A 22522-nucleotide genomic window follows, 5' to 3' on the forward strand; every position below is an offset into this window, starting at 1 on the left:
CAGTAAAAGCACTAATTTGTCCGGCGTTTGGAGAAAATTGTTCTAACAATCGCGCGAAAATAGCACTCGACAAAGTCTACTGATTTTATAGATTAAACGTCGAGACGGAGGTCGATATGTCCTATAGCCAGAACACTCAGACTGCCCGCAGAGGTCAAAGGCTGGGTTCCGACCAGGTATGGCGGCCGGCCTACGCCGGCGCTTTCGCCTATCTCGTCTTTGCCCTTGCGTTTGTATTCACCGGGGCAGTGGTCCTCGGGCTGATTCCCTGATTATTGAGGCCTTGATCGTCGAGGCTTCCTCGGGATAGCGGCCTGCCGTTTGCAGAAATTCCGGAGTTGATGAACCGAATGCCGGTGCGCTTCTGCGCGCCCTGATTCCAACGTGATGGAGGAGATGGCAATGCCGATCGAGTTCACGCATGTTCCCGGTAAGATCCACGCTGCCGACGCCAGCTTTTTCTATGACTTTGTCGAGACCGCGACGAAGCTGTCACTGATCGAAGATGCCGGATTCCGGAAGATCGTCATCGACGACGAGGCCGGGCTGCTCACCAATATGGACCTTGCCGCCCAGACGCTGGACCGCACCTCGTCGCTGGAAGTCGTTCTGACGCATTGGGCAGGCGTGATCGAACCAATCGTGGCGGCACGGCAACTCGCTGCCCTCGACGCGAGAAGCGGTGGCCGGCTGTCGCTCAGGATGCTCAGCGAGCCACTCGGCGACGACGATGCCGAGGCACGTCCAGCCGGCCATACGGTGGTCTGGCAACGCATCGACGAATATCTGGTGCTGCTGAAGCGGTTGTGGTCGAACGACAGACCGTTCGACCATGAAGGCGCTTTCTACAGCGTCAAAGGCGGCTATGTGCCTCGCAAGGGGCCGCATGGCGCCGACGTAAACATCCGCATGGGCGCACGGTCCGGCACGGCGCTCAGGGTCGCGGGCAGGCATGCGGATGTGTTCGAGCTGGCGCCGGGCTCGCTTGCAGAAATCCGCCAGTCTATGGAGCGTGTACGCAGCGCCGCCGCCGAACACGGCCGGGCCGGCAAGCTGCGTTTCGCGCTTCCCGTCCAAATCCGTTCGGAAGACAAACCGGCCACTTCCTGCCAGAAGGCGGTCGAACTGGCCGGGCCGCCGGCACAGGTCGCGCTGTCGCTGCTTTCCTACGTCGCTTTGGGGATCAAGGAGTTCATGATCGTCGGCGTCGACAGGCCACGCGAGATTGCGACGGCCGGCCGCGAGGCGATCGCACTGCTGCGCAATTCGCTGGCACGGCGCGAGGCCGATATCCCTCAGCCGGGGGCGTTTGCGTCACGCGCGACACAGGGCGCGAGAGCCGGCTGCTGAAGAGCCGCCGTCGTCACGCACCTCGCTGACGGCGCTACTACCATTCCGGGAAAGTCGCGTGAGCGGCCTTGGCCAAGATCGGGATCTCCTCATCGGGAACGGAGCTGTAGGGCCAGAGCAATCGCGGGCCGAGCGGCGCCCAGCCGCCGGCCGCTGCCATCGCCTTGTCGAGTGCTGCATCGCCGACATCGTAACGGGTACGAAACGGTAGAACATGTGCGGCGAGGAAGGCCCGTATGCGGGCCTCGACCTCGGCAGCTGCGACCATGTCGGTGCGGATCATCTGCCACCACTGCACCGCGCCCTTCGGGTTGAGGCAGGCAATGTTGGAATAGCTGCCGTGAGCGCCTCCGGCATACCCTGTCGCTAGCGTGTGGCCGGGAACGAAGACCGAGAATCCGTCCAGTTTGCGGCGCATATCGGCATACCAGCCGGCGTCGCCGCCCGGCAGCTTGGCGCCGACCAGCGATGGCACGGCCGCACGCAGCCTGGCGATGCCGTCGAGCGTCAGGCGGCGCTTAGCGTGCGGCGGGTTGTAGAGCACCAGCGGCGTTTCGGGCGCGGCCTCGCAGAGGCCGCCGACAAAACGCATGATCTCGTCGTCACTGGGCGGCCACCAGTCGGGCAAGGTGAATTGAGCCGCCGTCGGGCGAAGTGCGGCGACCCGCGTCAGCCGCTCCAGCGCGACGCGCGGATTGGACTGGCTGATACCGATCTGGAAAGGAAGGCGCGCGCGGCCGGCTGTTTCGACAACCAGCTCACAAAGCCGGTCGAATTCGGGCTCGGTCTGGCAATGGAATTCGCAGGCCGTGCCATTGGAATAGACGCCGTCGACACCCGATGCGCAGAGCCGGGCGATCGTCTCTCTCGTCGCCTGCCAGTCGATCGCTCCGCGATCATCAATGGCCAGCATCACTGCGCCCCAGACGCCGCGCGGCGCGTGTGCGGGCAAGCGAGCCAGATGGTCGTTAAGATCAGCGTCCACCGGCGATCTCGTGTTCGCGGCGGGTTTCGTTCGAGGCAAAGGCGGCCTCGATGATGGCGATCATCTTGCGCCCATAGGCGCCGTCGACCGGCACCGGCGTGTCGTCGGCAATGGCATCGCGCATCGCGCGCCATTCGCGCACCAGCGCGTTATGCATCCAGTTCGGCTCAAAGGAACCGGGCAGCTCGGTCCAGACCGTATCGCGGCCAAGCATCGTGCCGCGGTCCATGTCGATGCGCAGCGTTCCCTGCTCGCAGATAAGGTCCATGGCGTAGGTCATAGCGCCAGTGGGGTACCCGACGCTCTGCACCTGGCCGATGCCGCCGCCGGCGAAGCGCAGTCCGAGCAAGGCGGTGTCGTCTGCTTCCTGGTCATGGAACTTGGCGCCGAGCATGCCGCTTACCGACACGACATCGTCATCCATCAGCCAGACGAGGCGGTCGAGCGCGTGGATGCCGGCAGTCAACAGCATGCCGCCGCCGCTCGCCTTGCGCAGATGCCAGTCGCGGCGATTGTGCTCCATCCAGAGCTTGATGATCCAGCTCGATCCGATGAGCGGCCGGCCGAGCACTCCTTCCTCCAGCACCTGCTTGGCCGCCATGCAGGGCAGGGCGAAATGCATGAGGTGGGCGACCATCAGCTTGACGCCGCTATCGGCCACGGCGGCATTGATCGCATCGCAAGCGGCCGCCGTCGGCGCCATCGGCTTTTCGATCAGGATGTGCTTGCCGGCCTCTGCCGCGCCGATGGCCATTTCGGCGTGGAGGTGATGCGGGCTGGCAATGAGGACCGCGTCGACCTCCTTGTCGTCCAGCAGCCGACGCCAGTCGGTGTAGCCGCTGCCGCCATATTCGGCGGTGAATTGCTGCAGTGCATCGGAATTTCCACGAGAGGCGGCGGCGAGGCGAATGCCTCCAACTTCGCGGATTGCCCGCGCATGGGCTGCGCCGAAATCGCCGGCGCCGATAATTCCTATTCCAATCATGGTCCTGCCTTTTCGTAAGCGGCGTCGATCAGCGACATCGCCGCAACGTAATCCTCGATGGACACCGACGGAGGCGCCTTTCTGGCCAGCCGGTCAAGCGTGTCGCGCATGCACAGACGGTAGCGCGTTGCCGGCAGTTCGACCGGCAGATCGACGATTGCCGCATCATCGAGCGTGGCGCAGTTGGCACGATCACCGTGGTCGACCAGGGTCGCATTGGCAGCGACGATGCGCCATTCGAAGTCGCCACCGGGGCGCATCGAGGCAAAGGTGTAGCCGGCCTCGACGATGAACAGCGCGCCGGCCTCGTCTTCCAGCACCAGCAGCGCATGATCCTCGACCGGGCCCGGATGGATGCGGTTCGCGATCGAAACGGTCTTCAGGCCAAGCCTACCGGTTGCGAGGCTGAGTGCAGCATCCACGCCGTGTATGCCGAGATTCCGCAACGCACCTCCACCACCAACCGCCGGGTCGACGACCCAGGCGACACCGTCGGCGATGTAGCGCCCAGGCGGGCCATTGACCAGCCGGAACTGGCAATGCGCCACCACACCGGCACGGCCCTGCCGGTGCAGCCGCTCAAAGGCGGCAACGGCCGGCCCGAAACGATTGGGCAGGGGCACAGCGACAAAGGCCTGGTGCTGTCGGGCGAGGTCGCGCAGCGCCATCAGTTCCCTCGTATGGCTGGCCGCCGGCTTCTCCAGGATCAGCGGTATCCCTGCCCCGATGATCACACGTACCCGCGCCGGCACCGTCGAAGGGTGCCCCATCAACAGGATCACGTCCGGCGGGCTGGAGAGTATCTCCGTGAAATCTTCAATAAACGGCAGGTCGTGGTGCGCGGCGAACGCATGCGCTTGGCCAGGATTCTCATCCCAGATACCGGCGATCTCCGCACCGTAAAAGCGTGCGGCGTCGAGGTGCATTTCGGCGTGCCAGTGGCTCGAGCCGGCGAGGATTATCTTCATTCGGGAGCAACATGTTTGCTATGGGCTTGCAGGATATCCTACAAGTAGCTATACGACAAGCAGCGGGCAGGGTAGTCCAGCGGATGATGAAAGCAGTGGGATGGCGGAACTGAAGTCGATCGAACCGTTGAGCAGGCCGCCGCTCCTTCACGTCACCGTGCAGGAAAGCCTCAGGGCCTATATCGAAAGCAACCAGCTCAAGGCCGGCGATCCCTTGCCGCCGGAGACGTTCCTGGCGCAGCGGCTCGGCGTCGGCCGCAACTCCGTGCGGGAGGCCATCAAGGCGCTGGAATCGATCGGCATCCTGGAGACGCGACGCGGCATCGGCGTGTTCGTCAAGGAGTTCTCGTTCAAGCCGCTGCTGGACAACCTGGCCTACGGTTTGCAGGATTCGCTCCGCGACGTCGAAGAGCTGCGCGAAATCCGTCGCGTGCTGGAAACCAGCCTCATCGCCAAGACAATCGAGATGATCAGCGCCGACGACATCGAGGCGCTGCGCCAGTTGACCGAGCGCATGCGGCAACGTGCCCAGCGCCATGAGAGCTTCGCCGAAGAGGACCAGCAATTCCATCAGCTGCTGTTCCGCTGCCAGAACAATCGCATGCTGAGCGCGCTGATCGACATCTTCTGGATGGCGTTCAACAAGGCCTCGAATTTCGCCAATCTCGATAATCCGACGCCGCTGGCGACATGGCGCGACCATCACGAGATCGTCGAGGCCGTCGCCGCCAAGGATGTCGACCAGGCGCGTCGGCGGCTCGACGACCATTACCGGGGAATCCAGCAGGTTATCGCCAAGAACCGAACACCCTGAACATGCCAAGGGAGGAAACCATGCGCATCAGGACCGCCGCATTCTCTATCGCAGGGCTGCTGCTCGCCAGCATTGCCCCAGTGACCAGCGTCCAGGCACAAAACGCCAAAACCATCGCCGGCGGCTTCGACGTCGGTCCCGGCGGCTTTCCCAAGAACTTCAACCCGCTGGTCGCGACCGGCGGCTACACCTGGCTCAGCACCTATTTTGAACCGCTGGTCATCTACAATGCCGGGCTGACCGACATCGAAGGCGACCTCGCCAAGGACTACAAGATCAGCGACGACCAGCTGAGCTATACGTTCAACCTGGTCAACGAGACTTGGCACGACGGCAAGCCGTTCACCTCGAGGGACGTCAAGTTCACGCTCGAGCTTGCCAAGAACAAGGCCTCCGGCAGCCTGTTTGCAGCCCGTCTCGCCGATATCGCCTCGGTCGATGCGCCGGATGACCACACCGCAGTGGTGAAGCTATCGAAACCGAACGGATCGTTTCTATCGATCCTCTCGCAGCTGATGATCCTGCCGGAGCATGCCCTGGCCACCCTGTCGCCGGAATCGCTGGCGACCAGCACCTGGTGGTCGACCACTCCGGTCGGCACCGGCCCGTTCAAGTTCAAACGCTACGTGAGCGACCAATATGTCGAGCTGGCAGCCGATGACGATTATCGCGGCGGCAAACCGAAGGTAGACGTGCTCATCAACCGCTATTTCGAGTCACCGGCGGCGGCCGTCGCCGCGCTCCGTGCCGGCGAAATCCAGTTCACCTATGTCGAGCCCGACGATGCGGCCTCCTTCAAAAGTGACAGCAATTTCAAAGTGATCGAAGGTGCCTCCTACGTGGTCAACTATATCGGCCTGAATCAGAAGGTCGACCTGTTCAGGGATATCCGTGTCCGCCAGGCGATCATGTACGCGATCGACCGCAACGCCATCATAGACAGCCTCTATGGCGGTGCCGCCAAGCCAGCCAATTGCGGCTATGTCGCGCCGCATCTCGTTCCCCAGGGTCTCGAACCATATGCCTACGATCCGGCCAAGGCCAAGGCGCTGCTGACCGAGGCGGGCTGGGACAAGATCAACGGCGACAAACCGATCACCCTGCTGACCTATTACGGCTCGCCGCAAGCGGCCAACGTGATGGCCGCCATCCAGTCGATGCTGGCCGAAGTCGGCATCAACGTGGTGCCGCGCGTCGTCGATACGCCGACCTATAACGGCATCGTCTACAAACAAGGCACGCCGGACTGGAACGCCTTTCCGATGGTCTATGCCGGCCTGCAGAACGGCCCCAATCCGGCCAGCCTCAACCCCGGCCTCAACAAGTCGCAGATCCCGCCGGCAGGCTTCAACACCATGCGCATCGAATTCGACGATCTGAGCGCTGCATTGGACGCCGCCCTCGGCCAGACCGATCCGGCCAAGATCGATCAATCCTGGCAGGAGGTCTGCAAGGTGATGAACAAGGACCTGCCCTGGGCAACGCTGTGGGTGGCCAACCGCTATGGCGTGGCCTCCAACAAGCTGCGTGACTTCGTCTGGACGCCGGCGCCGGGCGGCGGCCCCTACGCAGCTCACCCGGAGCGCTGGGGTATCCAGTAAGAACCGCCCGGGATAGCCCATGTTGAGCTTCATTGCCCGCCGCAGCGCTACAGGATTGCTGATGCTGGTCGCGCTCAGCATCCTCATCTTCATCCTGTTGCGGCTGGCGCCGGGCGATCCGATCGACGCCTATATCAACCCGTCGGTGCCGATGTCCGCCTCCGATCTCGAGGGGCTGCGCGAACGGCTTGGGCTCGACCGGCCGCTTCCCGTGCAATATCTGGCCTGGCTGCGCGCGGCGCTGGGCGGCGATTTCGGCTTTTCGATCCAGCGCAGCGGCGTCGCCGTGCTGCCGCTGGTCATGGAGCGCATCGGCCCGACCGCGCTGCTGATGGGCACGGGCCTGGCGATCGCCATCGTGCTCGGCATTTCCGCCGGCATTTTCAGCGCGGTGCGCCGTAACGAACCGTCCGACATCGCGCTGTCGGTGCTGTCGTTTATCGGTATCTCCAGCCCGGCTTTTCTGACGGCGCTGCTTGGCCTCTATTTTTTCTCGGTGCTGCTGCGCTGGGCGCCGTCCGGCGGCATGCAGACCGCGGGTGCGTCGTTCTCGATGACCGACGTGCTTGCGCACCTCATCCTGCCCGCTTGCCTGCTGTCCATCGGCCATGCCGCGCTGATCATGCGCTACATGCGCGCTTCGCTGCTGGAAGTGCTCAACCAGGATTACGTGCGGACGGCGCGTGCCAAGGGCGTGCGCGAGTTCTGGATTATCATCAAGCACGCGACCCGCAACGCGCTCTTGCCGGTCATCACGCTGATCGGCTCGACGGTCGGCATCGCCATTGGCGGCGCCATCTTCCTGGAAAGCGTGTTCAATTGGCCGGGCATGGGACTGCTTCTGGTCAATGCCGTTGGCACCCGCGATTACCCGGTGATCATGGGCGCCACGCTGGTGATCGGCGTTTGCGTCATCCTGGTCAACCTGTTGACCGACGTCGTCTATGCCGTCGTCGACCCGCGCATTCAGGTGGCGTGATGGCAATCACTGCGCCGGACCCAACGGTCGACCCGACAGCCTTACCGCAGACCAAGGGGCCGCTCCGCCGCGCGTTCGACCGCTTTTTCGAAAACCGCGCGGCGCGTGCCGGGCTTTTGATCGTCATCCCGATCCTGCTGGCGGTTTCGACCTATTCTTTGTGGTGGCCGTTCGGCCCGAACGCCATCGACCTCAGGGCGATGAACAAGGCGCCGTCGGCCATTCATTGGCTGGGTAGCGACGGCGTCGGGCGCGACGTCATGGCCCGGTTGCTGCAAGGTGGGCGGATCTCATTGCTGGTCGCCGTCTGCTCGGTCGCCATATCGACCGTCATCGGCTTCCTGGTCGGCGCCGTCGCCAGCTTTGGCGGGCGCCTCGTCGACGGCACGGTGATGCGCTTGGTCGATCTGGCGATGACGCTGCCGCCGGTGATCTTCCTGCTGGTGCTGGCTTCGATAGCCGGCACCGGCATCGCGCCCACCATACTGGTGATCTCGCTGCTCTCCTGGCCGGTGCTGTCGCGCATGGTGCGCGCCCGGCTGCTCGAACTGCGCGAGCGCGATTTCGTCGTTGCCGCCCGCGGCATGGGCGCGGGGCTGCCGCATCTGCTGTTCCGGCACGGCCTGCCCAATTGCATCGATATCCTGGTCGTCTATGCCACCTTGCAGATCGCCAACGCCATCCTGCTCGAGGCTGGCCTGTCCTTCCTCGGCCTCGGCATCGCGCCGCCCGAAGCCAGCTGGGGCAACATGCTCAATCTCGCCCGCTCCACCGTCGTGCTTGAAAATTATCCGTGGCAATGGATGTTCCCAGGCGCCGCGCTGGTGCTCACGGTGCTCGCCATCAACTTCATCGGCGACGGCCTGCGCGATGCATTCGATCCCCGCTCCGATCTCAACTGACCTCGAAGGTTCATCAAAATGCCCCTGTTTACCGGCGTCGTGCCACCTGTCGTCACCCCGCTCAATGCCGATTTCAGCGTCGATTTCCCGTCGTTCACGCGCACCATCGAGAACCTGCTCGACGGCGGCGTCCACGGGCTGTTCGTGCTGGGCTCGACCAGCGAGGTGGTCTTCCACGACGAGGCAGGCCGCAGGGCCATCCTCGAGCACGCGGTCAAGGTCAATAACGGCCGGGTTCCGATCTTCGCCGGTGTTATCGACCCGACGACCGACCGCGTCATCAACCACGCCCGCATCGCCAGATCGGCCGGTGCCGACGCCATCGTCGTTACCGCGCCGTTTTATACCCGCACCAGCCAGCCCGAGATCGGCGATCACTTCCGCTACATCAAAGATGCGCTCGACATTCCGGTCATCGCCTACGACATCCCGGTCTGCGTGCACGTCAAGCTGGAGCGCAAGACCACGGTCGGTCTCGCCAGGGAAGGAGCCATTGCGGGTATCAAGGATTCCAGCGGCGATGACGGCAATCTGCGTTACGTGCTCAAGGACATGGCCGACGATCCCAGTTTTTTCGGCATGACCGGTTCCGAGATCCTGGTCGACAGCGTGCTGGCGATGGGCGCGCATGGCGTCGTGCCGGGCCTCGCCAATGTCGACCCGCATGGTTATGTCAGGCTATGGAAGCTGACGCAGGCGGGCCAGCTTGCCGAAGCCCGCCTCGAGCAGGAGCGGTTGTTGAAACTGTTCGAGATCGTCTGGATCTCGCTCGGCAGGACCAGCGCCGGCTCGGCCGGCGTCGGCGCCTTCAAGGCGGCGATGAAGAGCCTCGGCATCATCGCCTCGAACACCATGGCGCGGCCGCAGCGCAGCCTGAACGAGCTGGAAACCGCAAAGATCGACATGATCCTTCGCGATGTGGGGCTGCTCCGCTGAGCGCCACGCCGATCCTCTCGATTTCCGGCCTGCGCGCGGTGTTCCGCATTGCGGGGCGCGACATCGCGGCGGTAAGGGATGTCGACCTGACGATCGGCTCCGGCGAGACCGTGGCGCTCGTTGGCGAATCCGGATCGGGCAAGTCCGTCACCAGCCTGTCGATCATCGGATTGCTGCCGAAAAGGGTCGGACATATCGCCGAGGGGTCGATCGCGCTGCGGCGCAAGAACGGCACGCTCACCGAACTGACCAACCTCGATGCCGAGTCGCTGCGCAAGATACGCGGCAACGAGATCGGCATGGTGTTCCAGGAGCCGATGACCAGCCTCAACCCGGTCTACACGATCGGCGAGCAGATCGCCGAACCGATCCGCATCCATCTCGGCAAATCGCACCGCGAGGCAGAAGCAGACGCGGTGCGGCTGCTGGAACAGGTCGGCATTCCCGATCCGAAGCGGCGGGCGCGGCAGTATCCGCACGAACTGTCGGGCGGGATGCGCCAGCGCGCCACCATCGCCATGGCCCTGTCCTGCGATCCGGGCTTGCTGATCGCCGACGAGCCGACGACCGCGCTGGACGTCACTATCCAGGCCCAGATCCTCGATCTTTTGGCCGAGCTGCAGGCGCAGCGCGGCATGGGCATCCTGTTCGTCACCCACAATCTCGGCGTCGTTGCCGAAATCGCCGACCGGGTAGCGGTGATGTATGCCGGGCGTATCGTCGAAACAGGTCCGGTGAGCGAAGTATTCACCCGTCCGCGTCATCCCTATACCGCCGGGTTGATGCGTTCGGTGCCGCGGCTCGGCCAGGCCACGGCACTGAAGCTGGCGGGCACGCCGCTGCCGACCATTGCCGGGAATGTTCCGTCGCTCACGTTGCTGCCCAAAGGCTGTTCCTTCGCGCCGCGCTGCCCGATGGCTATCGCTGCCTGCCGCGCCGCAGTCCCGCCCTTGTTTGCGGCGACGCCGACCCAGCAAAGCCGCTGCCTGCGTTGGGAGGAGCTCTGATGGCCGACGTTCCCTTCCTCTCGGTCAAAAACCTGACCAAGCATTTTGCGCCGACAGCATTCTCGCGTGCCCCGGTGGTCAGGGCGCTGGAGGACATTTCCTTCGATGTCAGGCGTGGCCAGGTGGTCGGCCTGGTCGGCGAGTCCGGCTCCGGCAAGACCACGATCGGCCGCTCGGTGCTGCGTCTGATCGAGCCGACATCCGGCCAAATCACCTATGACGGCACCGATATTACCAGGCTGGGTGCCGCCCAGTTGCGCCGCCAGCGTCGCAAGATGCAATATATTTTCCAGGATCCCTTCGCCAGCCTGTCGCCGCGCATGACGATAGGGCAGATCCTCACCGAAGGCCTTGACATTCAAGCCATTGGCAAGAGGTCCGAGCGGCGGGCGAAGGCCGCGAAGGCACTTGCCGCGGTCGAGTTGCCGTTCGACGCCTATGACCGCTACGCCCATGAATTCTCGGGCGGCCAGCGCCAGCGCATCGGCATCGCGCGTGCGCTGACGCTCGAGCCGGAATTCATCGTCGCCGACGAACCGGTCTCGGCACTCGACGTCTCGATCCAGGCGCAAATCATCAATTTGTTGCGCGACCTGCAGCTCCGGCTCGGCCTGACCATGCTGTTCATTTCGCACGATCTGGCCGTCGTCGAGTACATCTGCGACACGGTCATAGTGCTCTATCTCGGGCGCATCATGGAGGTTGCGCCGGCGGCCGAGCTTTATGCCCGGCCGCAGCATCCCTACACGCGTGCGCTGCTGTCAGCCATTCCATCGCTCGATCCGCTGGCAAGGCACGGCCGGCAGGTGCTCAAAGGCGATATTCCCAGTCCGGCGAACCCGCCGTCGGGCTGTGTTTTCCGAACCCGTTGCCCGTTCGCGCTGGAGGCTTGCGCCGCGGCCGTGCCGCCACTGAGGGCGACAGCCGACGGCCATCTGAAGGCCTGCATTCGCGACGACATCGCTTAGGAATAATTGCCCAGACAACGTCCAAATAGGCCCCCAATCCCAGGCGTTCATCGACATCCACCACCTGGTTTCACGAAGCTGTTATTGTCGTTCCCCGTCATTGAAACGTCAGCGATGCCGACCCATATGCACGCTGCGCCGGATGTTTCCTCCCATTCGTCCGGCGCGTTCCCCTCTGAAGGTTTTCGACCTTCACATCTGGTCGGGCTTTGCAGCCCGGCCTTTTTTCTACGGGGTTGGTGAGCGAGCCGAGATCATGGCGCAGGCGTGCCCAGCGTATCGATGCGTTTCGCCAGCGCCGCGGGATCGCCAAGCACACGGACCGTCTTCAGCCGAGCGGTGCCGCCGGCGACGATCGAGACGGCCGAAGCGGCCACGCCAAGCGCCTTAGCGACCAGCCTTTCCAGCGCTCGATTGGCGGCGCCGTTTTCCGGCACGGCGCGAACGCGAGCCTTCAGATGGCTTCGCCCATCCGCGGTCGTTTCGGCCCCCTCGAGCCTGTCCATCGCTGATTTCGGCGTCAGCCGGACGAACAGGTCGATACCGTCGGCGCGCGTCCGGAACGGCGCGCGCATGGGACGCCTGCACTCAGACGACCAGCGAAAGCACGGTGGTGAGCAGGAACTGCCGGATGAAGAACAGGATCAGCAGCAGGATGATCGGCGAGATGTCGATGCCGCCGAGATCGGGCATGAAGCGGCGGATCGGCCGCAGCGCCGGTTCGGTCAGCCGATAGAGCATGTTGCTGATGGTATCGACGAACTGGTTGCGGGAGTTGACGACGTTGAAGGCGTAGAGCCAGGAAAATATCGCCGAGGCGATGATGATCCACCAGTAAAGGTCAAGCGCCATGACAATGGTCTGAATGAGGGCGATCATGCCGGTCTCCGATTGTTGCCGACATGTAGCCACTGTAGCTGAAAGCGGCAAGAGCCGCGTTCCGACGCGTGGGCGAGGCGCACGAACGGCCGAACGGCATTTCGGCAGCAAGCGCAGCCTTGACAGGAAACCGCAGCGGCCGATAAAAGCCCCATCCGCTGGACGGGGCTGTAGCTCAGCTGGGAGAGCGCGTCGTTCGCAATGACGAGGTCAGGAGTTCGATCCTCCTCAGCTCCACCAGCGGATTTTTCGAACCCCCCCGTGAATGCTGAGGAAACCTTTCTCGGATTCCATGGGTTTTCAGATCAAGCAACCGAATGCATCGCGGGCCTCTGCCGGCTTGGCACTGTCGTCGCCGGGTGGATTCACATCGGCGACGTAAAGGCCCTCTACACCAATAGCGTATGCGGCCTATTGCCACTGCGCCTCCTCCTTGCCAGACTTGGCCCGTCTTCAAAACCGAGGGGAATTCACCATGACCGGCACGACAAGACGTGATTTTGTAGGTCTTACAGGAGTGGCAGCGACTGCCCTGGCCGGTGCTGTTGCAACACGAGCTACCGCTGCCGAAAGTGACGTATCGCCATCGTTCGATGAGGTTCTTCAAGAGTACAATCTAAACAACACAGAAAGGACTAGATCAAAGCTGGCGATCTATGTCGTCCTTTCTCATCTGCACGCCAGCCTCGAGAAGGAATTTAGTGACCTTGGGCTAGAGCTGCCTCTAGGAAAAAAGGCCTTGCCATCGAATCTGCCGGCCAATTTCGAAGACGCGCAGGTTGCACCCCTTCCGTGGCTCTTCAAGCCCTCGGAAGTTACCGACCACGAACGAAACGGCTATGCGACGATTGCAATGCGAATGAACGCAGTGATGGCAAGACACACCGCTGACGTGAGTGTCGGGGTTTCGCATATCATGTCGCACAAGGGATAACCGCGACCTTGCCGGCGAGCACGGCACGTCAGGCGAGCACAACGCCGGCCGGCGATTTGTTGTTGCGGGCGAACCGATTACCTGTTTTCGCGAGGCGACTGCGCTGCGAGAGTCCTCACAATGGATAAATCCTTCCGGGACGCGCCGCGCGAGATAGCAAAGCTCTCGGCACCCCGGCCAGTGGGAATTGTCAGCCGTCCGCGCGTAGTGGCGCTGCTTTCGCAGGCCCTCGACAGCGGTGCATGCTGGCTGGCTGCGCCTGGTGGATACGGCAAGACCACCGCGGTGATCGACTTTCTGGAACACGGCGGGCTGGAACAAGGCGGGCTGAAGCAAGGCGAATCGGCGTACAACTGGTATCGGGTCGACACCGAGGACCAGGACGTTGCGCGGCTTTTCCATTATCTGACGCTGTCGCTCGACGGCAGGCATGCCGGCATGCCGGTCTTTGGTCCGGAATATGCCGACAATTCCGACGATTTCGCGCGGCTGTTCTTCCGCACCTATTTCTCGCGGCTTGATCCGGGCACGATCCTGGTCCTCGACGATCTGCATCGTGCCGATGCACCAGGCTTTCGCCGGACGCTGGCGATCCTGTTACGCGAACGCCCCAATACCGTCCGCTGCATCTGCACATCGCGGATGCTGCCCGAGGGCGATGTCGCCGACCTCGTGCTGTCCGGACAGTTGCCGGTCCTCAACCAAACGCTGCTGGAGTTTTCGCCTGCGGAGGCTCGCAACCTCGTCACCGCCCGCTCGCAATCGCCGTCCGAGGTCGGCGACATTTCGGAGGCGCGCGGCTGGGCGGTGGGCCTTCTCCTGCTGGCCAACGCCGGAATGTACTACCCGCTTTCGCAGACCGGCCTTGCCGGAGGCGCCGGCCTTCGGGAGATTGTCGGACGTTATTTCCTGCGCGACATCGCGCCGGAGGACCAGGATCTGCTGATCAGGCTCAACCTTCTGCCGGAGATCAGCACGGAGCTTGCCGATGCGTTCCTGGGTTCGCCGCAGGCTGCCCGCCTGCTGGTGCGGCTGCAGCATCGCCAACTGCTGATCACGCGCGACGGTCCGGGCGGCGCCGCCTTCCAGCTGCATGACTTGTTGCGCGAATACCTTGCCGGCCTACTGGACCGGCGCGTGACGGACGCGGACCGTTCCAGGCTGCGCGAGCAGGCAGCAAAGGTCTTGCACGAGGCCGGCAAAACCGACGCGGCAATCGTGCTGGCGTTGCAGGCGGGCGCTTGGCCGCTGGCACGCCAGCTCATTCTGGAGTGCGCTAACGGCGTTCTCTCGCAAGGGCGCAGGGCCAGCTTCGTCGAATGGTGCAACAGGCTGCCCGCCGACGAGATGGACGGGTGGGTCCATTATTGGCTGGGGGTCGCCTTCGCGTCGGACGATGCGAAGGCCGAGCCGCACTTCTCCAAGGCATGGCAAGCATTCGAGAACACCGACATGCGCGGCCAATGCCTGACGGTCGCGCGGGCGGTCGTAGTCAAGACGGCCAGCTGGCGTACGCATGAGGGGCTGGCGGATTGGACGCGCCGAGCCTCACAGGTTCTTGCCAAGGGGTTGCCGGAATTGGATCCGGAGGAACTCATGATGGTCAGGCTCGGCATCCTGCGGGCCGTCGATTTCGCCGAACCTGGCGAATTCGACGCCCATGACGCGAAGCGCCTCGTGAATGATATCCAGCAGCGCCTGACACATTTGCCGATCGAGGATTCGGTCGAGTTGCGCCTGCTGGCAAGCGAAGCGCTCATCGACTACGCGACCTCGTCGGGGCAGCGCGACATTTTTGCCAATGCCGTGGACAGCGTTGCCGCCGACCTCGAACATCCGGATATCCCACCGCTGGTGCTCGGCATGTGGCTGGTGTCCTTTGGCTCGGCCAGCGGCCGTTACTTCCCCTATTCGCGGCGCGGTTTTGTCTATGCCTCGGCCGAGGATGCGTTGCGACGCGCAACGGCGATAGGCGAGCAGCACGCCCTACGGGGCGTCGAGTTCAGCGCCCTCTACCAGCTCCAATTGCTGATGAAGCTTCACAACAGGTTCTCGGAGTTCAATGCGCTGGTCTCCCGACTGGGCGAGATCGCGGACAGCAGGTTCACCACCCAGGTCGCGGTCGTCGCCGACTGCCATGCGGCGATGCACACGCGCAACGGCGACTTCGCCAAGGCCTATCTCGACTGCGATGTCTTCATGGATGCGATCGAGCGGGCGAACGAGCCGATGATCGAGCGCTGGCCGCATTACGTCACCAAATACCAGGTCCTGCTGGCCGACCGGCGTCCGGCGGAGGCGATTGCGCTACTTCAGGGGATCGCCGAAAGGCTGAGCGGCGGCCCTCGCCAGCGTGTCGAACTCAGCATTCTAGCCGCCCGGGCCTTGGAGCAGAAGTGGAACGGCGGCGCGTCCTATGGCACTCGTCTGGCTGAATTCATGGCGGCATTGCGCGAGGTCAATCCCTCGGCGATCTTGCTCAACCTGCCGGACTTGCTAGCCGAGCTGATCGCCGATGCGCTGGAGCGAAAGATCGATGTCGATCTCTGCCGCCGCGTCGTTCGGGCGCGATATCTGGTCCCGCCCGCTGGCCGCCCCGCCCAGTGGCCTTGGCCGCTCAGGATACACTTGATGGGAGGCTTCCGCCTCGAGATCGATGGCGCCGAGGTCGCGCCCGGTGCCAAACCTACCCGCGCTCTCGACATATTGCGCATTATCTGCCTCTCGAGGGATCAGGTCTGTTCGGTGGAAACCCTGCAGGATTGGCTCTGGCCCGACCTCGACGGCGACCAGGCCAAAGCGGCCTTGGAGCAGGCGCTGCATCGTCTGCGCAAATTGCTCGGGCAAGGCGAACTCGTAACCCTGAGAGAAGGCCGTTTGCGGCTCGCTGCCGACAAGGTCTGGATCGATCTGCAGGATTGGGAAGACCGGCTGAAACCCGTTCTGTCGGGCCAAAGAGACAGCGCAATCGAGGAGCAGGAGATGCTGCTGGAAGGCTTTGTCGGCCCGCTTTTCTCGAATGGCCCGACGCCCGCCTGGTCGAACGCCGCGGCCGACCGGGTGCGGGACGGGTTGGTGGAGCTTGCCGTGCGGATCGCCAAACACTGGCAGAGCCGAGGCAACGCAGATCGGGCACGCCAGGCGTGCCGGCGTGCGCTCGATTTCTACCCGGAATCGGCCAAACTCCATGGCACGCTCATCCAGGAGAGCCTCTCCAGAAACGACCACGCCGGCGCCATCGAGGATTACCGGCGCTATGAACGCGCGCTCGCTTCGACCGGCGATGACGAGCCCTCGCCTTTGCTGCGTTCGCTCGTGCGCCCGTTTCTCTAGACCGGTTCATCGTCTCACGGAAACGCCGAACCGCTCTATCTCTTTATTTTTGCGCAGTTCCGGACGGAAAACCGTTCCACACGTTTCCTGGAATTGCTCTGGCGCAGCTCGGAACTCTGTAAGCCGTCCGTAAGTCGCGGTCTGGGAACCTCGGCTCGTCGATCAAAACCGATCGCCGGAGGCCTGAAGCCCCCGATACCAACACTCACAGGAAGGAAAAGGTCATGCCGTATGCTGCCAGAGCAACTTCAAGAGTGCGTGCCGGCACCATCCGCGCTGGAGCCACAAGACTTTCCGACCAGCTCAGGATCGGGCCTTGGTCGCTCCTATCGCCCGAAGCTGTCATACAGCAAAAGTACAACTCCCTTGGAGGCGCCGGCTTCGCCGAGATCGACAGGAAGGAGACTGGAAAAGCCTGGTATCTCAAGAACGGCTCATGCATTTGTTACAACGATGCCATGCACGACGCCTTTGAGATCCACGGCGACATCTACAGGAAATGGATTGCGCTTGGCGGTCTCGCGTGGGGCATTCCCTGCACCGACGAAACCGGAACTCCCGACGGCGTCGGCCGATACAATCACTTCAACAACAATACCGCTTCGATCTACTGGACACCGAATACCGGTGCTCAAGCGATTTGGGGGGCAATTCGCGGCAAATGGGCAGCAATGGGCTGGGAGCGCTCGGTTCTCGGCTATCCGGTCACCGACGAGACCGGAACTCCCGACGGCGTCGGGCGCTACAACCATTTTGCCAATGCCGGCTCGATCTACTGGACACCGAACACAGGAGCCAACGTGGTGTACGGTGACATCCGCAAGAAGTGGGAAAGCCTGGGCTGGGAACAGTCATATCTGGGGTACCCAACCACCGACGAGACCGAATTCGCCGACGGTGGCCGTGCCAATCTGTTTGAAAACGGCGGCATATATTGGTGGCCCGACACCGGCGCGATCGACCTTCGAGATGTCGTCGTCCACTATACCGGGCTCCATTGCTTCGGCGAGACCGACTGGGATCAGGGGTCGAGTGCGGACGAGCCCTATGTCATCGTCAGCGTGACAACGCCGCAGATCGCCGACACCAAGCGCAGCCAGGTCTATGGCGACGTCGATGCGGGAGATACGAGACCCGACCTGATGGAGGTCTATCGAGGCAAGCCCTACGGCATCAATATCGGTACGGTGCTGATGGAAAACGATTTCGGCGATCCCAACAAGTACAAGGACGAAGTGCAGAAGGTCGTGATGGGCGTCCATACGGCGGGTACGCTGGCTTTGGGCCTCATTCCGGTGGCAGGACCTATCATTGCCGCGATAGCCGGCCCGGCCCTGGGATCGTTGATGCCATCGATCGGCGGCGCCATCAGCGATCTCTTCGATTGGGGCGATGACAGGATCGGGAGCGCGACAGTGACCATCTCCGCAAAGCAGATGGTGTTGCTCGCGGCACGTACGAACAATACCACCTTCAGCGGGATTGGGTTCAAAGTGGAAACGCCCCTGATTTCCGGCGAAGGGGCGTCCTACAAAGCCTATTTTGGCTTTGTGCCTGCCTAGTCTAGGCCAATCGCCCCGGCAAAAAAGCTTGCCGGGACAATCAACTTACCAGCCTCGCCTTCCGTTGGCGGGGCTGACGTTCGCGACTGAGAGATTTATTTCCGTAGCGGTCGTCGCAAGGCGGTCCGGATGCGCCAGCGGCCGATCAGCATAGCGGGCAGTCACCTCAACGACACTGCCGCAGCCAGCGAGGCCGAGCCGGGGCCGACAGAAACCGGATCAGCCGGCGCGCAACCCGACGCCATGACGGCCGACATCAATCAGGATGGAAGAGAACCGTGACAAGAGCGGGCACGCATCACACCAGTCCGCGCTTGGCCATCATTGCTTCCGGTGAAGGCATCTTGCCGCGGAAGGCGGTGTAGAGTTCTTCGGGGTCCTTCGAGCCGCCAGCGGCGTAGATGTTCTTGCGCAGCCGCTCGGCCAGCGCCGGATTGAACGGATCGCCCGTCTCCTCGAAGGCGGCGAAGGCGTCGGCATCGAGCACTTCGGACCACATGTAGGAATAATAGCCGGCCGAATAGCCGTCGCCGGCAAAGATGTGGCCGAAATGCGGGGTGCGGTGACGCATGGCAATGGTATCGGGCATGTTAAGCCGTTCCAGCGTTTCGGCTTCGAAACGAAGCGGCTGGTCCGGTGCATCCGGCCGCGCGTGGTAAGCCATGTCCACCAACGCCGAGGCAGTGAACTCGACCGTGGCGAAGCCCGCGCCGAAGGTGCGCGCCGCCAGCATCTTGTCGACCAGCGCCTTTGGCATCGGCTTGCCGGTCTTGACATGCAGCGCATGTTTTTCCAGCACCGCCGGTACCGTCAGCCAGTGTTCGTAAAGCTGCGAAGGCAGTTCGACGAAATCGCGGCTGACCGAGGTGCCAGCGACCGACGGCCAAGTGACGTCGGTCAGCATGCCGTGCAGAGCATGACCGAATTCATGGAACAGCGTCTTGGCTTCATCGACCGACAGCAAGGCGGCCTCGCCGGCCGGCGGCTTGGCGAAGTTCATGATGTTGTAGATGACCGGCTTCGAGCCAGGGCCAAGCCTATAACCGGATTTCAGCGCGCTCATCCAGGCGCCGGAGCGCTTCGAAGGCCGGGCGAAATAGTCGGCGAGGAACAGGCCGCGCTCGCTGCCGTCGGCATTCTTCACCACGAAGACACGCGCGTCCGGATGCCAGGTGGCAATGCCCTTCTTTTCTTCGAAAGAAATGCCGAACAATCGTGTTGCCACATCGAAACAGGCGTCGATGATGCGGTCTAGCTGCAGATACGGCTTCAGCTCGGCCTCGTCGAAGGCGAATTTCTCTGCCCGCAGCTTCTCCTGGTAGAAGCGCCAGTCCCAGGCAGCGAATTTCTCGTTGCTGCCGGCCTCGGCCGCCAGCCGCTGCAATTCGGCCTGGTCGCTTGCGGCCTTCTCCACCGCCTTTTCCCAGACCGGATCGAGCAGCGCGTGCACCGCCTCCGGCGTCTTGGCCATGGTATCGTCGAGCTTCAATGCGGCGTAGGAAGCATAGCCGAGCAGCTTTGCCTTCTCGGCGCGCAGGCGCAGCATGTCGCGCACCACTTCCGTATTGTCGGTGGCGCCGCCATTCTGACCACGCATGATGAAGGCGCGGAACGCCGTCTCGCGCAGGTCGCGGCGTTCTGAGAAGGTCGAGAACGGCTCGTAGATCGACCGCGACAGAGTGACGGCGTAGCGGCCCTTCTGGCCGCGCATCTCGGCGGCTTCCGCCATCGAGCTTTTCAGGAATTCCGGCAGGCCGGCAAGATCGGCCTCGTCGAGGAACAACGCCCAGTCGCGCTCGTCGGCAAGCACGTTCTGGCCGAAATTGGTGCCGAGCGACGACAATTCCTCGTTGATCGAGGCCAGCCGCTTCTTGCCTTCGGCGTCGAGCATGGCGCCGGAGCGAACGAAGTTTTTCCAGGTCTTTTCCAAGACCCGCAGCGTTTCGGCATCGAGCTTCAAAGCATCGCGGCGCTGATAGAGGTGGTCGATGCGGGCGAATAGGCGTTCGTTCATCGAGATTGCCGAGAAGTGCCGCGACATCTTCGGCGAGATGTCGCGCTCCAGCGCCTGGATCGCCTCGTTGGTGTGGGCGCCGGCGCGGCACCAGAAGATCGACGAGACATGGTCGAGAGCCTCGCCGGCAAGCTCGAGCGCGGCAAGCGTGTTTTCGATGGTCGGCGTCCCGGTGTTGCCGGCAATCGCCTCGATCTCGGCTTCATGCGCCTTCAGGGCCGCGTCGAAGACCGGAGAAAAATCGCCATCGCCGATGCGCGTGAAATCGGGCAGGCCGAGCGGCCCTTGCCATGCGGTCAGCGGATGGGCGGCGAGGTCGACGGCGGATGGCATGGGCAAACTTTCGCTGAGTGGCGGGAGGAGATGGATCGTCACCGATGTAAGGCGCCGGCCGGTTGCGCGCAACAGCGGCCCCAGTTCATGGTTCCGTCAGTAACCGTCGCAATTTTCGGCGATCGCGGCTTGCGAACTGGCGCTGATCTGGTCGTTGGCGACCGCGAAAGTCTCCTGCATCAGCATGTCGTTGCTGGGAAAATCATAGCAGGCGATCACAGTGGTGACGCCGCCCTCCGTCTTCTCGATCCGGTGGCGGATTTCGGCCCCGGCGACGGCGCCCTGCCACTCGGCGATCGAGGCGATGAATTCCTGCTTGCTTTGCACGACGCCGAGGTCGTCGAGCTTGATGCGGACGTTGTCGGCGAGCAGGTCCGACAATTCGGTGCGGTCGGCGACCAGCAGTGCCGAATACCAGCGGTCTATGATCGCGCTATCGTCGGCGCGGGCGATATTTGCTGAGCACAGCAATACCGCCGCCGCGAACGCGAACCGAGCTCGCATCATGCCTCGTCTCCTACTCGGTCTCCGGCCGCTCGAAATCGCCTGTGTCCTTGTTCATCACCCAAAGCTCGCCGGTCGAAATATCGAACCAGGCACCGTGCAGCGACAGCCGCCCCTTGCCTTCGAGGATCGAAATACAAGGGAAGGTGCGCAGATTGGCTATGGAATAACGGATCGAGATGCGCTCCAGCGCCGTCTGGCGCTCGGTCGCGGTCATGAAGGTGCTGGACGATACGGTCTCGGCCGCCGGCGCGATCAGGCTCATCCATTTGCCGATGAAATCGCCCGGCGACAACGGCGCGGCCGTGGTGTCGAGTGCTGCGCGGATGCCGCCGCAGCGGCCGTGACCCATCACCACGATGTTCTTGACCTTGAGGCTCTGCACGGCAAATTCGAGCGCCGCCGATGTCGAGTGGAACTGATCGTCGGGCGCATAGGGCGGCACCAGATTGCCGACATTGCGCAGCACGAACAACTCGCCCGGCCCGGCATCGAAGATCGCTTCGGGTGCGGCGCGGGAATCGCAGCAGGCGACGATCATCGTTTCCGGTGCCTGGCCCTCCCGCGCCAGCGAGCGATAACGGCCGCTTTCGGTGAGATAGCGGCCGCTCATGAAACTGCGGTAGCCGGTGAGAAGATGCTCGGGAAGATGGGGCATGGGCAGCGGTGGGAGCCTTTCCGGGTTGAAGGCAGCTCGGGTCAATCCCGAAAGGCTCTAGCGCATCGGCCCGAAAATCGGAACCGATTTTCGGAAAGCACCGAGACGCAGGTTCAAAGCGTGGAGCTCACTCTGCCCCAAGTGGACGGCACCTCGCTCCAGCCACATCCCGACAGTCGAGGCAACTGAACCCGGCCGGCGTATTCCTAGACTATTCCGCGATCTCCAGCAGGGTCGATATCAGCAGCCGGCGCTCGTCGGCGGAAAGAATATCCGAACCGAACAGATTCATGCTGCGAAGTCCCTCGATGGCGAGATAGCAGACCAGCAGCGCCTTGAGGTTCGGCGTCTCCGCCTTCAGCCGTTCGAACACCTGCCGCCTGAACGATTTTATCGGCGTCAGGAAGTCGGGATCCTCGGCGATTGCCGAAAATATCCAGGATGCCGATGGCTTCGACTCCTCGGCATGCTCGGCCGAAAGCCTGATATAGGCGGCGAGCGGGCTCTCGCCGCTGCCGCTGTTCTTGCGGGCGGCCTCCAGCGCCTGTTGGAATGCGCTGAGATAATCCTCCACCAGCGCCTGCATCAATTTCGCCTTGGTCGGGAAATTGTAGAGAAGACCACCCTTCGACACGCCGGCACGGCTGGCAACAGCGTCCAGCGACAGGCTGCCAGGACCCGTCTCGCGCGCCACCGCGGCGGCGGCAGCGAGAATTTTTTCGCGCGAATTTGCTCTGCGGACCTTCATCAATCGTTCCCCATTCATTAGCTTAGGCGGAATTGACAAGACCGTCCAGACGGTACAGTAAG

22 protein-coding genes and 1 tRNA gene are annotated in these 22522 nt (G+C 63.0%); 14 read left to right on the top strand and 9 right to left on the bottom strand.

Going from position 1 to position 22522, the window contains the following annotated elements; translation table 11 throughout:
- The first annotated feature begins 116 nt into the window (after window positions 1–116).
- Together NKH83_RS00180 and NKH83_RS00185 are read left to right on the top strand one after the other, a co-directional pair.
- On the top strand, window positions 117–272 hold the full coding sequence (locus tag NKH83_RS00180; RefSeq protein ID WP_254817777.1) for a hypothetical protein: 156 nt from the start codon (window positions 117–119) through the stop codon (window positions 270–272).
- Window positions 273–402: 130 nt separating this feature from the next.
- Window positions 403–1350 (top strand): LLM class flavin-dependent oxidoreductase, encoded by a 948-nt coding sequence (locus NKH83_RS00185; protein ID WP_352801494.1) that lies wholly within the window; start codon window positions 403–405, stop codon window positions 1348–1350.
- A gap of 37 nt (window positions 1351–1387) precedes the next feature.
- Here NKH83_RS00185 and NKH83_RS00190 read toward each other — a convergent pair whose 3' ends face one another.
- Genes NKH83_RS00190 through NKH83_RS00200 form a run of 3 tightly spaced genes read right to left on the bottom strand, consistent with a single transcriptional unit; the run spans window position 1388 to window position 4288 of the window.
- A complete protein-coding gene (locus tag NKH83_RS00190) occupies window positions 1388–2335 on the bottom strand; it encodes a dihydrodipicolinate synthase family protein (protein WP_352801496.1) in 948 nt (315 codons plus the stop codon).
- The gene (locus tag NKH83_RS00195; RefSeq protein ID WP_352801497.1) at window positions 2325–3320 is read right to left on the bottom strand and encodes a Gfo/Idh/MocA family protein; all 996 of its coding nucleotides are present in this window, start codon (window positions 3318–3320) and stop codon (window positions 2325–2327) included. Before NKH83_RS00195 ends, NKH83_RS00190 begins: the two co-directional genes overlap by 11 nt.
- Window positions 3317–4288 carry a Gfo/Idh/MocA family protein gene (locus NKH83_RS00200; protein WP_352801499.1) on the bottom strand — a complete coding sequence of 324 codons (972 nt, stop codon included), beginning with the start codon at window positions 4286–4288 and terminating at the stop codon, window positions 3317–3319. The genes NKH83_RS00195 and NKH83_RS00200 overlap by 4 nt, the downstream gene beginning before the upstream one ends.
- Before the next feature lie 100 nt (window positions 4289–4388).
- Between NKH83_RS00200 and NKH83_RS00205 the strand changes: the two genes are divergently transcribed.
- From NKH83_RS00205 to NKH83_RS00235, 7 genes are read left to right on the top strand one after another with little or no spacing between them, the layout of a single operon-like run.
- Window positions 4389–5102, top strand: a complete 714-nt coding sequence (locus NKH83_RS00205; protein ID WP_352801501.1) for a FadR/GntR family transcriptional regulator — start codon at window positions 4389–4391, stop codon at window positions 5100–5102.
- 20 nt (window positions 5103–5122) lie between these two features.
- The gene (locus NKH83_RS00210; RefSeq protein WP_352801503.1) at window positions 5123–6703 is read left to right on the top strand and encodes an ABC transporter substrate-binding protein; all 1581 of its coding nucleotides are present in this window, start codon (window positions 5123–5125) and stop codon (window positions 6701–6703) included.
- Between the two features lie 19 nt (window positions 6704–6722).
- Window positions 6723–7682: an ABC transporter permease gene (locus tag NKH83_RS00215; RefSeq protein ID WP_352801505.1), complete on the top strand. Its 960-nt coding sequence runs from the start codon at window positions 6723–6725 to the stop codon at window positions 7680–7682.
- The gene (locus NKH83_RS00220; protein ID WP_254817770.1) at window positions 7682–8584 is read left to right on the top strand and encodes an ABC transporter permease; all 903 of its coding nucleotides are present in this window, start codon (window positions 7682–7684) and stop codon (window positions 8582–8584) included. The genes NKH83_RS00215 and NKH83_RS00220 overlap by 1 nt, the downstream gene beginning before the upstream one ends.
- Before the next feature lie 18 nt (window positions 8585–8602).
- Window positions 8603–9520 carry a dihydrodipicolinate synthase family protein gene (locus tag NKH83_RS00225; protein ID WP_352480019.1) on the top strand — a complete coding sequence of 306 codons (918 nt, stop codon included), beginning with the start codon at window positions 8603–8605 and terminating at the stop codon, window positions 9518–9520.
- Window positions 9517–10527, top strand: coding sequence for an ABC transporter ATP-binding protein (locus NKH83_RS00230; protein WP_352801966.1), 1011 nt, complete (start codon window positions 9517–9519; stop codon window positions 10525–10527). Before NKH83_RS00225 ends, NKH83_RS00230 begins: the two co-directional genes overlap by 4 nt.
- Window positions 10527–11495, top strand: a complete 969-nt coding sequence (locus NKH83_RS00235) for an ABC transporter ATP-binding protein (protein WP_352801508.1) — start codon at window positions 10527–10529, stop codon at window positions 11493–11495. The genes NKH83_RS00230 and NKH83_RS00235 overlap by 1 nt, the downstream gene beginning before the upstream one ends.
- Before the next feature lie 254 nt (window positions 11496–11749).
- Here the strand turns inward: NKH83_RS00235 and NKH83_RS00240 are convergent, their stop codons facing one another.
- Both NKH83_RS00240 and NKH83_RS00245 read right to left on the bottom strand, forming a co-directional pair.
- Window positions 11750–12070: a DUF167 family protein gene (locus NKH83_RS00240; RefSeq protein ID WP_352509085.1), complete on the bottom strand. Its 321-nt coding sequence runs from the start codon at window positions 12068–12070 to the stop codon at window positions 11750–11752.
- Between the two features lie 13 nt (window positions 12071–12083).
- Window positions 12084–12374: a YggT family protein gene (locus tag NKH83_RS00245; protein ID WP_023678162.1), complete on the bottom strand. Its 291-nt coding sequence runs from the start codon at window positions 12372–12374 to the stop codon at window positions 12084–12086.
- Window positions 12375–12538: 164 nt separating this feature from the next.
- Here NKH83_RS00245 and NKH83_RS00250 point away from each other — a divergent pair.
- The 5 genes from NKH83_RS00250 to NKH83_RS00270 all read left to right on the top strand — a co-directional run bounded on the left by NKH83_RS00250 (window position 12539) and on the right by NKH83_RS00270 (window position 18485).
- A tRNA-Ala gene (locus NKH83_RS00250) sits at window positions 12539–12614 on the top strand.
- 235 nt (window positions 12615–12849) lie between these two features.
- Window positions 12850–13308, top strand: coding sequence for a hypothetical protein (locus NKH83_RS00255; protein WP_352649423.1), 459 nt, complete (start codon window positions 12850–12852; stop codon window positions 13306–13308).
- A 120-nt stretch (window positions 13309–13428) separates the two neighbouring features.
- A complete protein-coding gene (locus NKH83_RS00260; RefSeq protein ID WP_352801510.1) occupies window positions 13429–16641 on the top strand; it encodes an AfsR/SARP family transcriptional regulator in 3213 nt (1070 codons plus the stop codon).
- Window positions 16642–16865: 224 nt separating this feature from the next.
- Window positions 16866–18203 carry an LGFP repeat-containing protein gene (locus tag NKH83_RS00265; protein WP_352801512.1) on the top strand — a complete coding sequence of 446 codons (1338 nt, stop codon included), beginning with the start codon at window positions 16866–16868 and terminating at the stop codon, window positions 18201–18203.
- A 129-nt stretch (window positions 18204–18332) separates the two neighbouring features.
- Window positions 18333–18485, top strand: a complete 153-nt coding sequence (locus tag NKH83_RS00270) for a hypothetical protein (RefSeq protein ID WP_352801514.1) — start codon at window positions 18333–18335, stop codon at window positions 18483–18485.
- Window positions 18486–18501: 16 nt separating this feature from the next.
- Here NKH83_RS00270 and NKH83_RS00275 read toward each other — a convergent pair whose 3' ends face one another.
- From NKH83_RS00275 to NKH83_RS00290, 4 genes are all read right to left on the bottom strand, one after another.
- Complete coding sequence (locus NKH83_RS00275; protein ID WP_352480038.1) at window positions 18502–20556, bottom strand: M3 family metallopeptidase; 2055 nt, start codon at window positions 20554–20556, stop codon at window positions 18502–18504.
- A 90-nt stretch (window positions 20557–20646) separates the two neighbouring features.
- A complete protein-coding gene (locus NKH83_RS00280) occupies window positions 20647–21054 on the bottom strand; it encodes a nuclear transport factor 2 family protein (RefSeq protein WP_352801968.1) in 408 nt (135 codons plus the stop codon).
- Window positions 21055–21067: 13 nt separating this feature from the next.
- Entirely contained in the window at window positions 21068–21712 is a 645-nt protein-coding gene (locus tag NKH83_RS00285) for a carbonic anhydrase (RefSeq protein WP_254817763.1), read from the bottom strand.
- Window positions 21713–21923: 211 nt separating this feature from the next.
- The gene (locus NKH83_RS00290) at window positions 21924–22460 is read right to left on the bottom strand and encodes a TetR/AcrR family transcriptional regulator (protein WP_352509081.1); all 537 of its coding nucleotides are present in this window, start codon (window positions 22458–22460) and stop codon (window positions 21924–21926) included.
- Window positions 22461–22522: the final 62 nt, after the last annotated feature.

Source organism: Mesorhizobium sp. M0909, from assembly GCF_040319515.1.
GTDB lineage: Bacteria > Pseudomonadota > Alphaproteobacteria > Rhizobiales > Rhizobiaceae > Mesorhizobium.

Excerpts from the sequence above, each read along its gene's own strand:
- NKH83_RS00180 (WP_254817777.1), top strand. The coding sequence starts at position 117 with ATGTCCTATAGCCAGAACACTCAGACTGCCCGCAGAGGTCAAAGGCTG.
- NKH83_RS00185 (WP_352801494.1), top strand. The coding sequence starts at position 403 with ATGCCGATCGAGTTCACGCATGTTCCCGGTAAGATCCACGCTGCCGAC.
- NKH83_RS00195 (WP_352801497.1), bottom strand. The coding sequence starts at position 3,320 with ATGATTGGAATAGGAATTATCGGCGCCGGCGATTTCGGCGCAGCCCAT.
- NKH83_RS00200 (WP_352801499.1), bottom strand. The coding sequence starts at position 4,288 with ATGAAGATAATCCTCGCCGGCTCGAGCCACTGGCACGCCGAAATGCAC.
- NKH83_RS00205 (WP_352801501.1), top strand. The coding sequence starts at position 4,389 with ATGGCGGAACTGAAGTCGATCGAACCGTTGAGCAGGCCGCCGCTCCTT.
- NKH83_RS00210 (WP_352801503.1), top strand. The coding sequence starts at position 5,123 with ATGCGCATCAGGACCGCCGCATTCTCTATCGCAGGGCTGCTGCTCGCC.
- NKH83_RS00215 (WP_352801505.1), top strand. The coding sequence starts at position 6,723 with ATGTTGAGCTTCATTGCCCGCCGCAGCGCTACAGGATTGCTGATGCTG.
- NKH83_RS00220 (WP_254817770.1), top strand. The coding sequence starts at position 7,682 with ATGGCAATCACTGCGCCGGACCCAACGGTCGACCCGACAGCCTTACCG.
- NKH83_RS00225 (WP_352480019.1), top strand. The coding sequence starts at position 8,603 with ATGCCCCTGTTTACCGGCGTCGTGCCACCTGTCGTCACCCCGCTCAAT.
- NKH83_RS00235 (WP_352801508.1), top strand. The coding sequence starts at position 10,527 with ATGGCCGACGTTCCCTTCCTCTCGGTCAAAAACCTGACCAAGCATTTT.
- NKH83_RS00240 (WP_352509085.1), bottom strand. The coding sequence starts at position 12,070 with ATGCGCGCGCCGTTCCGGACGCGCGCCGACGGTATCGACCTGTTCGTC.
- NKH83_RS00245 (WP_023678162.1), bottom strand. The coding sequence starts at position 12,374 with ATGATCGCCCTCATTCAGACCATTGTCATGGCGCTTGACCTTTACTGG.
- NKH83_RS00255 (WP_352649423.1), top strand. The coding sequence starts at position 12,850 with ATGACCGGCACGACAAGACGTGATTTTGTAGGTCTTACAGGAGTGGCA.
- NKH83_RS00260 (WP_352801510.1), top strand. The coding sequence starts at position 13,429 with ATGGATAAATCCTTCCGGGACGCGCCGCGCGAGATAGCAAAGCTCTCG.
- NKH83_RS00265 (WP_352801512.1), top strand. The coding sequence starts at position 16,866 with ATGCCGTATGCTGCCAGAGCAACTTCAAGAGTGCGTGCCGGCACCATC.
- NKH83_RS00270 (WP_352801514.1), top strand. The coding sequence starts at position 18,333 with ATGCGCCAGCGGCCGATCAGCATAGCGGGCAGTCACCTCAACGACACT.
- NKH83_RS00280 (WP_352801968.1), bottom strand. The coding sequence starts at position 21,054 with ATGCGAGCTCGGTTCGCGTTCGCGGCGGCGGTATTGCTGTGCTCAGCA.
- NKH83_RS00285 (WP_254817763.1), bottom strand. The coding sequence starts at position 21,712 with ATGCCCCATCTTCCCGAGCATCTTCTCACCGGCTACCGCAGTTTCATG.
- NKH83_RS00290 (WP_352509081.1), bottom strand. The coding sequence starts at position 22,460 with ATGAAGGTCCGCAGAGCAAATTCGCGCGAAAAAATTCTCGCTGCCGCC.